Genomic DNA, 12,548 nt, shown 5'->3' with positions numbered 1-12,548 from the left:
AGTTTTACATGCATCAAGTTATGAATTAAAATTCAGTTTATAAATGCTCCCTCTCTACCCCATGCTCCAAGCTCCATGCCTTCTCCTACTTCAGCACAATCCGGTCGTTTGTTCCGAACATTTCATAGCCCGAAGTGATTACCTTTTCGCCGGCATTTAGACCTTCCAGCACTTCGTAATACTGTGGGTTTTGTTTACCTATTTTGATGTTTCGCTTGGTTGCTTCAGTTCCATCCTGATTCAGCACAAAAACCCATTGCCCTCCAGTGCTCTGGAAGAACCCTCCGCGAGCCAACAGCACAGCTTTACCCGATTCGCCAAGTTCGAGTTTAATGTGGTAAGTCTGTCCGGTACGGATGTTGTCGGGAGTGGTACCATCGAATATCAGATCGATTTCGAATTGACCATCACGAACTTCAGGATATACTTTTTTCACCGCAAGGTTAAAGTTAGTACCGTTACGATCGAGTGTGGCAGTTAATCCGCGGACAACCCTGTCGATATAATGTTCGTCGATTTTAGCGTTTACCTTAAAATTACCAAGAATATTAATCTGCCCAATCCGTTGCCCTTTGTTGATTGATTCACCAATTTCGGCATTAAGCAAACCAAGCTGACCATCAACAGGAGCTTTTACATTCAGGTCTTCGCGACGCTGTTGAACCACTTTCAGGTTAAGATGCATATTACCAAGACTTTGATCCATCTGTAATTTCTGATTTTCGCGAAAGATCGAATCCTGAACCAGTTTCATATAAATGAGATCGCGGTTTTTCTTCGATTTGAGATAATCTTCTTCGGCTTTCAGAAAATCTTCTTTGGCAATTAACCCGTCATTGTACAACGCTTTCTGTTGCTCATAATTTCTCGATAATCGCACGAGTTCATAATCAATCGAGAGCAACTGCTGCTTATTTTGAATTTTCTGCTGTTCCATTTGTATCTGCGTATTGCGGAGCTCATTGGTTTGGTAGGCCATGCTCGATTCGCTGTTCATGATACTCAGGTTGAGGTCGTTGTTCCGCAGCTTCAGGATGATATCGCCTTTTTTCACCATCTCACCTTCTTCAATCAGTTTTTCTTCAACTTTTCCGCCCTCTTCGGCATCCAGAAAAATGGTTGAAATTGGTTCTACCTGCCCAATAACTGTAATGTAGTCGTTAAACAAACCGTCTTCTACTGTGCTGATGGTTAGCTTATCTTTTTCGGCTCTGAAAGTTGATCCACTTTCAGTAAAAACAACTTTATACAACAAAAAGGCAAATGCCAATCCCCCAACAATCCAGATGATGTGTTTGGGTCTCAACCCCTTTTGCTTTTCAATAACTTTATCCATTCCCATAATTAAAGCCCCCTCTAACTCCCCCAAAGGGGGAGGATTTTGACTCACAACACCACCAGAATTGTAGTGTTGGAGATGTTTAACTTATTTTTTAATTCTCTCTTATTCATTAATGTTGTTCTTTAATGTACCTAGTTCTTGTCCCTCCCCTTTGGGGAGGTTAGGAGGGGCTCTTCTATTCCCAGAATCGTTTTCCGGAGTAAAAATCGAGCGCTTTTTTCTTTATTTCCCAATGCAACCGGGCATTTAGAACCTGGCTAGCCGAATTAGCCAATCGGTTTTTAGCAATGTAAAAATCGACAACACTAACTAAACCCTGTTCAAATTTTCGCTCTGCTGCCTGAAAAGCAAGTTGATCGGCATCCTGCTGCTTCTGGTACTGATTGTATTCTTTCTCAAGAGCTTCCAGGTCGTTTAGGTTATTGGCCATCTCAAAATACAGCTTTTGCTTTTCTTCGTCGAGCGTATTCTGTGCTTGCTCCACCTGTAATTTAGCTTTCTTGATGTCGGAACGTACAGCCCAGCGACTAAAAATCGGAATATTGAGCGAACCTCCAACATATTTGTTTCGGTTGTTTTCCAATTGAGTGCTAAATGCGATGGTTTTACCGGTTTCGTCTTTCGTAGTTTCATAGAAGCCGGTTCCCATCGAGGCATTTGCACTTAGCGATGGATATAACTGAGATCGGCTAATAGCCAACATTTTCCGGGATGCTTTCAATTGTGCTTCAAACGACTGATAGTAAGGAGACCATTGCGTGTAAGCTGAAAAAAGGCTTCGCTGATCGGGTTTCGCAGAAACTTCCATTGGACTTTGTTCTTCATCTAAAACCATTTCGGTGGTATCTGTCAGGTTCATCCGTTGTTTCAACTGCAGGACAGCAGTTTTTAGGCTATTCCCAACCTGAATCCGACGTAATTCTTCGGTTTCGAAATTGGCGCTCATTTCAAGCAGGTCGGTTTTCGATTTCATTCCCAGTTCCACTTGTTTGTTTATTTTCTTCAGATTAATGCGCGATGTTTCAACTTGCTCCTCAGCAATTTTTAGCATTCCCTTGTAGTAAAGCACATCAAAATACGAATTCATCACGCTAAAAGCCAGGTCGTCAACAGCATTTATGCGGTTAAGCTCGGTCGCTCTTTTCCTGAATTTCTGATATTCAATCTGGTTCAGGAGTTTAAAACCGTTAAAAAGGGTCATCGAAGTACCAAGATCGTAACTGTTATTAAAAAACTGAGTGTTAATAATGCCATTGGTGTTGGGGTCAATCGAACGTCCAAAACTAATTCCGGCTCGCGATGATGCGCTGATTCCTGGTAAAAGATCTCGTTTTGACTGGTTCAGATCTTCTGAAGCAATCTTCTTTTCTATTTCCATTTTTTTCAGCCCAATGTTGTTTTCAAGGGAAAAGGAAATACACCGGGCTAAGTTCCATTTGCCCTGAGCCACGAGTGTATTTCCAGTTACTATTAAAAAAATGAAAAAAAACGTCAATTTTCTGTACATCATTGTTTAATTCTTTGGAATGTGCCATGCCAGAATAATGCCACAATCATAAATCACTGATAATGAATATGCATGTATTTCATTCTGAATTTTCAGGTAAAAATAATTGACACCATTGTGTAAAATATTTTTACGATCTATTGACTTCGTATCAATCGACTTTTATCTTTGAATAAAAAATGGCTAAAGGGAACGTCCTGATTGTTGACGACAATAAGAGCATTTTAAGTGCATTGGAGATCCTTCTCTCTCCTGAATTTCAATCCATCACTACCTTGTCAGATCCGAATCTGATTCCTTCGGAATTACGCCAAAATGAATACAATCTGGCGATTCTGGATATGAATTTCAAAGCTGGGATCAATACCGGAAACGAAGGTATATACTGGCTAACCCGAATTAAGGAAACCAATCCGGAGATTTCGGTTGTCATGATTACTGCCTATGGCGATGTTGAATTGACCGTAAAAGCATTGAAAGCCGGCGCCACCGATTTTATTCTGAAACCCTGGGACAACGCCAAATTACTGGCGACATTGAAATCGGCTCTTCAACTTAATTTGTCGAAAAAAGAAGTGAGCCAGTTGAAAGAAAAGGAGAAAGGACTGAAAAGCGAGATTAACCGTGAGCAGAAATACATTGTGGGTTCGTCGCCACGACTCATGAGTGTATTGAATCTGGTTCGGAAGGTCGCCAAAACGGAAGCTAACGTGCTGATTACCGGCGAAAACGGCACTGGAAAAGAATTGATTGCCCAGGAAATACACCGGTTATCGGGTCGGTCGAGCGAAATATTGGTTAGCGTTGATATGGGCGCCATAACCGAAACGTTGTTCGAAAGCGAGCTCTTTGGACATGTGAAAGGCGCTTTTACAGATGCCCGCGAAAGTCGCCCCGGAAAATTCGAAGTGGCCGATAAAGGCAGTTTGTTTCTCGATGAAATTGGCAACCTATCGTTTCATCTTCAGGCTAAATTGTTGGCAGCCATACAGAACAGGCAGATTTCACGTATAGGTTCCAATCAAACTATTCCGGTTGATATCCGACTGATTTGTGCGACCAATAAAAACCTCGAAAGTATGGTACACGAAGGGCTTTTCCGCGAAGACTTGCTTTACCGCATCAATACCATACAAATTGAGGTTCCGCCTTTGCGCGAACGAGGAACCGACGTGTTGGTGCTAGCCGATTTTTTCCTGAAAAAGTATGCCTCGAAATACAATAAACCAAACCTGAAAATCAATCAGCAGGCCCAGGACAAGTTGCTCGGCTATTCGTGGCCCGGAAATATCCGGGAATTGCAGCACACCATCGAAAAAGCGGTTATCCTGAGCGATAATCATGTGTTAAAACCTGAAGATTTCTTTATGAGACCTGTCGTTTCAGGAAAAAATATTACTCCCGAAATGACGCTCGAAGAAATGGAACGACAAATGATTAACCTCGCTATTGAAAAAAACAATGGAAACCTTAGCGCAGCAGCCGAGCAGCTTGGTATAACCCGACAGACCCTTTACAACAAAATCAAAAAATCAGGTCAATGATCAGCCGAAACTTCTATGTCCAGATTATTTTCAGGATTGTATTGCTGGTAATTGCAGCATTGGGTGCCGGTTTGGCTGTTGCTTCGGGATACAATTTTCTGGCAGGTGTTTGTGTGCTGGCTATTATTCCCATTGTTTTTAACCTGATCAGGCTACTGAATACCACAAACCGAAAAATGAGCTATTTTCTTGAATCAATTCAGAATAATGATTCAACGTTGATTTTTCCAACTCATATTTCTGGCAAGCCAATCCGCGAACTGTATGAAGGATTAAACAAGATCAACGAACAGATCAAACAACTCAAAATAGAAAATCAGCAGCGCGAACAGTATTTTCAAACCATACTCGAAAACGTGGGGACAGGTATTATTACCTGCAATTCCAAAGGATTTGTATTGCATGCCAACTCGGCTGTAAGACGGATGCTCGGACTCGATGTACTGACCCATATTAATCAGTTGGATCGCATCAACCGAGCACTTTTTCAGGCTGTTCAGCAAATTAAGCCTTTTGAGCAAAAGCTTGTTTCAGTGACCAGCGAACGTGGCACTATTGAATTGTCGCTGAAGGCTACTTCGTTTAAAACCCAAACCGAGGAATTATTGTTGCTTTCGGTTCAGGATATCCGGAACGAACTCGACGAAAAAGAGCTCGATTCGTGGATGAAGCTAATTCGGGTTCTGATGCACGAAATTATGAATTCGATAGCACCGATCACTTCGTTGTCGGAAAGCCTGAGTAAGCTTTTTACCATCGACGGAAAGTTAGTGCTTCGGGAGCAGATCGACGAAAAAACGATCAGCACCACAGCTCGCGGACTAGGTGTGATTGGCGAACAGGGCAACGGATTAATCCAGTTTGTAGAGTCGTACCGTAAACTAACGCGTGTACCAAAGCCTGATCAGAAAATATTTAAGGTTGAAGAACTGGTTAACCGAATGAAGGTATTGTATTCGTCGCTTGAAAACAGCGACAGGGTTAAACTGGCTGTTGTCGTTAATCCTCCTGAACTGGAACTTTTTGCCGATGAAAACCTGATTTCTCAAGTGTTGCTCAATCTTTTGAAAAATGCACTGGAAGCCTTGAACGGGAGAACCGATGGATTGATCAGGATAATGGTAAAAGTGGGCAAAAATAACCGACCGGAAATTACGGTGGCCGATAATGGTTCCGGCATTCCCGATGAGATTATGGAACAGGTGTTTGTTCCGTTTTTTACGACCCGCGAAAATGGCTCCGGAATTGGGCTCAGTCTCTCGCGACAGATTATGCGGTTGCATGGCGGAAGCCTTCAGGTAAGGTCGGTTCCGGGGAAAGAAACGGTGTTTTCGATGATTTTTTAAGAAAATGCCATCGAAGAATGTTGGTTTTCAAATTGTAAATTGTAAATACTTCAGATGAAAACAAAAAACTCACTGCTGCTGGCTTTGTTACTGTCGTTCATCGCTTGTCAGACCATAAAAAAAGATTTAAACGACACAGTTCTTTATCAGCAATCCATACAAAGTGCAATTTATCCTGAAGCAAGTAAAGTTTACGACAAGCTGGTCCCTGTGGTGAAACAAAACCAGAACCTGGTTTGGAAAAACATCAAGGGAGAAGATTATATCCTGGTAGTTACCTGGAAACAAAACATTACTTACTACAAGCAATATCTCGATTCAGCATTTTACAATACCGGAAAGTATCCGATTTGGATAACTACCGCACCAGAACTTAAGCAGCGGATGCAACACGAAAAGACAAAGGATGTCAATCGGAGATTGATCCAGCTTTTAGGCTTGCCGCCAAATTCGGGTTACAGTTATTTTGTTGAGTTTTGGGTGAAGCCTTCTGATTTGTTCAGGCCATGCCCCGACAAGGAAGTTACAGATACCAGATGCAAAACTTGTTTTCCGAAGCAGGTCGATTCGGAGCACATTTCATGGATGAATGAAAACCGAATCAGCCGGTATTATCAGTGCGATTTGAACAATCAATATCCGTGGACCCAGTTAGGTTACACCTATGATTGGAATCCCAAAAACAAATCGCATGTTGGCCTGAGTGAGTTCGTTATTGGTGCGAATAAGAATATTATTGTGAATGCAATTTACACTACAGAAGAATATCTTGGCTCGAAGTAAAAAGCGAAAGGCTAACCATTACTGGTCAGCCTTTCTCGATATTCCATTCAGGAATCAATATTTATATTGAAGTTTATTTCTTTATTGTCAATGGAATCTCTTTCTTCAGTGACAATCCGTCAGCGGTCATCGTCCATGTTTTGCCAACCATATCACCATCCCACATGTTTTCGATATTCTCAATGTTGGAAATGATATCGGTCATTTTCTGATTCAGGTAAACCGATTTTCCTTCCGGAACTTTCAGGGTCAGGTAAACCTCCTGGTTGCGCCATCTAGCCTTGTCCTTTAGCATATAATACGGATCGAATCGGAGCGTCGAATCTTTCAGGGTAAAATTATACTCAATCTCTTCCACATTCTTTTGAGCATCAACAGTACTGCTTCCTCTCGATTGTTTTTTGATCAGCAGTAAATATTCATTCGTACTACTTTTTTCAATGGTAAACCTCGGATGTCCCAGGATTTTATCTTTTCCGTTAACCTCAGCAATTTTCATCCGGTCGAGCGAAATTTCATTGTCAATAAGAGACTCGTATAAATCTTCAGCAGTTTCCAGATACAAGGTTTTGCATGCGTTGCATTCTACTTTTTGCGTCACGGTTTGACTGGTTTGCTTTCCGAAATTGCTAACCTGATTCACTGCGATAAAGGTTATAACAATAAGAGCAGCTAACCATAGGCCAAAAGCGCCCAACCCGATCATCCGATTATTGGTTTTATAGCGGAACAATAGTTTCGTTCCGATAAAAAGAATAAGTAAGATCGGAATTCCTGCCAGAATGGAAATGGCGATTAACGAAATGGCATAAGCTCCCGGACTAACGAAATTATTGAGCAATGCAGACATATCGACATTCGAACCAGAACCGAAATTCCACAGGCCTCCATGCATAAAAGAATTTCCAATAGCCATTGAGGCGATAAAGCCAATCAGACTGGCAATTCCACCGATGATAAGGGCTGCTCCAAATATCAGAACGATAACACGTAATACTACACGCAATACACTGCCAACAACCTCGCCAAAACTATCGATACGCGAGACTCCCTTTTCGTTTTTCGAATTTGCAAACTTATTATAGCTTTCGCCAACTTCGTTCACTTCTTCTTTAATCGACTTCTCAATGTTAGAGATTGTGGCCTCTTTACCTCGCATTTCAAGCCGCTGGGCTGTTGTTTTTGCTTTAGGCACAACAATCCAGAGAATAAAATACAACAGCACGTTAAATGGCCCGATTAGGAAAAACAGTAAAAAGAAGATTACTCTCATCATTACCATATCGATGTTGAAATAGGCTCCCATTCCGGAACAAACACCACCCAATACCCGATTGTCGCCATCGCGGTATAGCCTACGACGGATTTTGGGTTCATCTTCAGGAGATGTTGTCTCTGCCTGAGCCTTTTCAGCTTCTTCTTCCTGCTCCATGAAGTCTTCTGGCTTACCCATACGGGCAATCACTTCGTCAACCATTGAGTCTGTGATTACTTCTACTTTATTGCTGGTTTTTTCGAGGAACAGTTCGGCGATACGTGCTTCAATATCCTGAAGAATTTCCTGACCTTCAATGGCTGGTCCGAAATGCTTATTCAGCATATGCAGGTATTTTTGTAGTTTCTCGAAAGCGTCGTCATCGATGTGGAAGATGCTTCCACTTATGTTTATTGTAAATGTCTTTTTCATGTGTTCTAAGGTTTTCCCGTTTTTGATTAACTTATACTGAAATCAACCTATTTATGTTCTTTTATCGTCTTGACAGCTTCGACTAACTCGTCCCACGAAGCGCCCATTTCGTTCAGGAAAAAACGTCCTTCTTCCGTCAGTTCATAATATTTACGCGGCGGCCCCTGGGTCGATTCTTCCCATTTGTAAGCCAGTAGTCCGTCGTTTTTCAAGCGAGTGAGTAGTGGGTATAAAGTTCCTTCCACGACAATCATTTTCGAGTTTTTCAATTCCTCGATGATATCGCTTGCATACAAAGGTTTTCCATCGATTACCAGCAGGATGCAGTATTCGAGAACGCCCTTGCGCATTTGAGCTTTTGTATTGTTTAGATCCATTGTTTTTCCTCCTTTAAAATCGTTTTAATTAATCTCCCCTTAAAACCAGGATCAGTTGCTCTGGCTTGATTGATCCATTTTCCAATCGATCATTGGTACATCTGTCTCATCGATATTCTGACTGATGCCCCATTGAGAACCGAAGTAGAATTCAAAAGTCATTTGCGCTGCAACTCCAGTATTGCCAGCCGGTCTTGTGACCATCGTTTCAGGAGAATGTGCGTTAGCATTCAAAAGCTGATCATCTGCATTTTTCTGTTCAACCATCAATTCAGCCATCTTTCCGTAGGTATTGTTCACAAGTATTTGCTTCCAGAATCCCTGAGCGCTTACGGTAAAACTAATTAATACCAAACTAATAATGATGGCGAACATCTTGCTAATTGTTTTTTTGATTGGCCTTGTTTCTGTTTTCTGAATGTTGTTTGTTGTTCTCATGGCTTTGAGATTTGTTTGTTAGATTGTTTCTGTTTTCTGTTTTTGTTTTCTGAACACGTTTTCTTGTTTTCTGATGCTGTTTTCTTGTTTTTCTGTTGGTAAGACGCTAAGTTTTCGGTTTTGTTACAGAATCCAAAGAACTCTTTTAAAACTTCTACCTTCTCTTACATTGTTATTGGCTTTACAAACATACGAACTTTAAATGGTTCTATGCAACACAAAGTACTAAAATTTTAAATTATTTTTGAAAATAATTTTCAACATCCTATATATCAATACTATATTGAATTAATAATTATGCGAAAAATCGAAAATATTTTAGTCTGCGTAAATATCTGGTCTTTTAGAACCGCAGAAAACGATTGAAGGAGGTAAATAAAAACTAGTCAGGGCTTCACTTTACATGAAATCCTGACTATAAAAAGATGATTTTACAAAAAAACCTCCGAATCAGAAGCGATCCAGAGGTTTTCAAAAACAATCCACCAAAACAATAAGTCACTATTTCTCAAATTCTTCTTCCAGTTCCTTTTCGGTTTGAAGGAACAATTTTAAATCTTCGTCAACGGTTTTGATTCCGGCGATACCGAAGTTCTGTACCAAAACATTTACCACGTTTGGCGATAAAAAGGCTGGTAATGTTGGCCCGAGATGAATGTTTTTCACTCCCAGCGAAAGCAATGCCAACAATACGATGACAGCTTTTTGCTCATACCAGGCAATGTTGTAGGCAATTGGTAAATCGTTGATGTCTTCCAATTCAAAAATTTCTTTCAGTTTTAAAGCCACAACAGCCAGCGAATAGGAGTCGTTACATTGTCCAGCATCGATTACACGCGGAATTCCGTTGATGTCGCCTAATGGCAATTTGTTGTAACGGTATTTGGCACAACCTGCTGTCAGGATAACAGTGTCGGTTGGCAGTTTTTCGGCAAACTGGGTGTAATAATCACGATCTTTCATGCGGCCATCACAACCTGCCATTACAAAAAACTTGCGGATTGCACCGGTTTTAACGGCTTCAACAATTGGTCCGGCCAATTCGAAAACCTGATTGTGCGCGAAACCTCCAATAATTTCGCCGGTTTCGATTTCGGTTGGAGCACCACAGATTTTAGCATGTTCAATAATGGCATGAAAATCTTTCCTTTCACCAGGTTTGCGGTCGGGGAAGTGCACTGCTCCCGGTAATCCGCTTGCTCCGGTGGTGTAAATGCGATCGCGATAACCTGCTTTATCCATAGGCGGAACAATACAGTTGGTGGTGAAAAGAATCGGGCCGTTGAAGCTTTCGAATTCTTCTTTCTGTTTCCACCAGGCATTTCCGTAGTTACCCGCTAGGTGTTTGTATTTCTTAAAAGCCGGATAATAGTTAGCAGGCAGCATTTCGCTGTGCGTGTACACATCCACTCCAGTTCCTTCGGTTTGCACTAAAAGGTCTTCCAAATCGCGCAAATCGTGACCTGAAATCAGGATGGCCGGATTTTTACGGACCCCAATGTTTACTTTGGTCATTTCCGGATTTCCGTAGCTGGTGGTGTTCGCTTTGTCGAGCAGAGCCATTACATCAACACCGAATTTCCCGGTTTCAAGGGTCAGTGCAACTAACTCGTCGGCTGATAAATCCTGAGTGGTTGCAGCCAAAGCGCGTTCCATGAAAGCGTAAATTTCTTCGTTTTCATGATTCAGATTGAAAGCATGTTCGGCGTAAGCGGCCAAGCCTTTCAAACCGTAAATAATCAACTCTTTCAGCGAGCGGATGTCTTCATTCTTTTCGCTCAACACGCCAACTTCAGCCGCTTTCGCCTCGAATTCTTCGGTGGTTGAGGCCGACCAGCTTACCGACTCGTGTGTTGGCATACTAATGCCAGCTTCTATCGCTTTTGCCTTTAACTCGTCGCGAACTTTCAGTGTTTTTTTGATCCGGATTGAAAAGGCCACATCATCAAAATTGGCATTGGTGATGGTGCTGAACAAACTATCGAAAAGCACTTTATTTACTTTGGGCTCGGCCAATCCGGCTTTGCGCAATTCGCTGTTTAAGGCAGCAACACCTTTCAGTATAAAGAGTAATGTGTCCTGAAGATTCGAGACATTGCTGTCTTTTCCGCACACACCTTTGATTGTGCAACCAATTCCTTTGGCTGCTTCCTGACATTGAAAACAAAACATATCCATAGCTAATTTTTTGCATGAGAATGGCCGTCCACAGTGATTTGTGAACTGATTCCCTTCGATTATTAAATTTTTTAAATGTTTTTTGATTGAATTTGTGTTCGCTCCATTTCGTCCGAAAATCGGTTTTCGCTTTTGCGAACACTTGCTCGCGGACGATTGGTTTGTTGGCATTTTTCAACCCGGGGTTTCGCCCCGGGCTATTGATATTTATCCCCTTCGGGGAAGTAAGATTCAATTTTTCTGTGTCTGTCAGCTAAAGCAGACGGCAAAGGATAAGTGCTTCATATTTGATTTAGCGATAACCCGCAACCCGAATCTCGCAACCCGTTTTTTATGCCCCTCCTTTGGAGGGGTTGGAGAGGCTTCTTTACACCCAGCTTTCGTCCAGAATTTCGCCTTTGATGCTGACGATGATTTCTTTTACCGGAACTTTTCGTGTTGCCTGTGCTGCCGCCATTTTAACCAGTTGAGACAAACCTCCGCAACATGGAACTTCCATCATCATCACAGTGATGGTATTCACACGGGCTTCGTCGATGAGGCGACGAATTTTCTCCACGTATATTTCTTTGCCTTGGTCGAGTTTGGGACAGGCAATAACCAACGATTTTCCGGCCAAATGTTTGGTGTGAAAATTACCTAAACTGAACGCTACACAATCGGCAGCTAAAAGCAGATCGGTTCCCTGAAAACTGGATGCAGCTGGATTTATTAAGTGCATCTGAACCGGCCATTGACGTAGAGCAGAAGGCGTTTCAGTTGTAGCCGTTGCCGGAGCAAAGCGAAGGTTCTGTGGTTCGAAGCTGACAGCCTGCGAACCTGGGCAGCCTCCACTGGCGCAACCAGACGATTCAACTTTTGTAGAATGAACTTCGAAAATTACTTCTTCAACACTGAACGGAATTTCGCTGGCATGCATTTTCAGGTAACCAACAGCCTGTTTCAGGAAAACGGTTTCGCCGTGTTCTTTCAGGTGTTTCATGTGGGCAACCAGTGTGTTTTTGCCTTTCGGGATAATTTGCTGTACCACCAATTCCTCATCGTACTCGTCAGCTTCACGTTTCTCAATGGTAATCGCTCCCTCCGGGCAATGGCCAAGGCAGGCTCCCAATCCGTCACACATCAATTCGCTAATGAGCCTGGCTTTACCATCTATAATTTGCAATGCACCTTCGTGGCAATTCGGAACACAAACTCCACAACCGTTGCACAATTCTTCGTCTATATTTACAATTTCGCGTATCATTAGAGTAATTTTGTATTTTTCTGAAACAAAAGTACGGTCGTTCGGTTGTTTGAAATGTAACCAATGTTACAAATTGAAAGAAAAAACAAAGGTTTGCCAC

The 12,548-nt window shown here is 42.0% G+C and carries 10 protein-coding genes; 3 read left to right on the top strand and 7 right to left on the bottom strand.

Annotated features, from left to right (window positions below; translation table 11 throughout):
- Positions 1 to 85 precede the first annotated feature (85 nt).
- Complete coding sequence (locus AQPE_RS12020) at positions 86 to 1,336, bottom strand: efflux RND transporter periplasmic adaptor subunit (RefSeq protein WP_318351306.1); 1,251 nt, start codon at positions 1,334 to 1,336, stop codon at positions 86 to 88.
- Positions 1,337 to 1,517: 181 nt separating this feature from the next.
- Positions 1,518 to 2,849, bottom strand: coding sequence for a TolC family protein (locus AQPE_RS12015; protein ID WP_318351323.1), 1,332 nt, complete (start codon positions 2,847 to 2,849; stop codon positions 1,518 to 1,520).
- 179 nt (positions 2,850 to 3,028) lie between these two features.
- On the opposite strand from AQPE_RS12015, the gene AQPE_RS12010 reads away from it, so the two are divergent.
- Genes AQPE_RS12010 through AQPE_RS12000 form a run of 3 tightly spaced genes read left to right on the top strand, consistent with a single transcriptional unit; the run spans position 3,029 to position 6,522 of the window.
- Complete coding sequence (locus AQPE_RS12010; RefSeq protein ID WP_318351305.1) at positions 3,029 to 4,393, top strand: sigma-54-dependent transcriptional regulator; 1,365 nt, start codon at positions 3,029 to 3,031, stop codon at positions 4,391 to 4,393.
- The gene (locus tag AQPE_RS12005) at positions 4,390 to 5,739 is read left to right on the top strand and encodes a sensor histidine kinase (protein WP_318351304.1); all 1,350 of its coding nucleotides are present in this window, start codon (positions 4,390 to 4,392) and stop codon (positions 5,737 to 5,739) included. The genes AQPE_RS12010 and AQPE_RS12005 overlap by 4 nt, the downstream gene beginning before the upstream one ends.
- 54 nt (positions 5,740 to 5,793) lie before the next feature.
- The gene (locus AQPE_RS12000) at positions 5,794 to 6,522 is read left to right on the top strand and encodes a hypothetical protein (protein ID WP_318351303.1); all 729 of its coding nucleotides are present in this window, start codon (positions 5,794 to 5,796) and stop codon (positions 6,520 to 6,522) included.
- A gap of 73 nt (positions 6,523 to 6,595) precedes the next feature.
- On the opposite strand, the gene AQPE_RS11995 is transcribed toward AQPE_RS12000, so the two are convergent.
- The 5 genes from AQPE_RS11995 to AQPE_RS11975 form a co-directional block, all read right to left on the bottom strand.
- Complete coding sequence (locus AQPE_RS11995) at positions 6,596 to 8,209, bottom strand: PspC domain-containing protein (RefSeq protein WP_318351302.1); 1,614 nt, start codon at positions 8,207 to 8,209, stop codon at positions 6,596 to 6,598.
- A gap of 47 nt (positions 8,210 to 8,256) precedes the next feature.
- Positions 8,257 to 8,586, bottom strand: coding sequence for a PadR family transcriptional regulator (locus AQPE_RS11990; protein ID WP_318351301.1), 330 nt, complete (start codon positions 8,584 to 8,586; stop codon positions 8,257 to 8,259).
- 51 nt (positions 8,587 to 8,637) lie between these two features.
- On the bottom strand, positions 8,638 to 9,024 hold the full coding sequence (locus AQPE_RS11985) for a hypothetical protein (RefSeq protein WP_318351300.1): 387 nt from the start codon (positions 9,022 to 9,024) through the stop codon (positions 8,638 to 8,640).
- A 501-nt stretch (positions 9,025 to 9,525) separates the two neighbouring features.
- Positions 9,526 to 11,202: a hydroxylamine reductase gene (gene hcp / locus AQPE_RS11980; RefSeq protein WP_318351299.1), complete on the bottom strand. Its 1,677-nt coding sequence runs from the start codon at positions 11,200 to 11,202 to the stop codon at positions 9,526 to 9,528.
- A gap of 367 nt (positions 11,203 to 11,569) precedes the next feature.
- The gene (locus tag AQPE_RS11975) at positions 11,570 to 12,448 is read right to left on the bottom strand and encodes an ATP-binding protein (protein WP_318351298.1); all 879 of its coding nucleotides are present in this window, start codon (positions 12,446 to 12,448) and stop codon (positions 11,570 to 11,572) included.
- Positions 12,449 to 12,548: the final 100 nt, after the last annotated feature.

The sequence above is a fragment of the Aquipluma nitroreducens genome (assembly GCF_009689585.1).
Lineage (GTDB): Bacteria > Bacteroidota > Bacteroidia > Bacteroidales > Prolixibacteraceae > Aquipluma > Aquipluma nitroreducens.
This window is presented reverse-complemented; position numbering and strand designations above follow the sequence as displayed.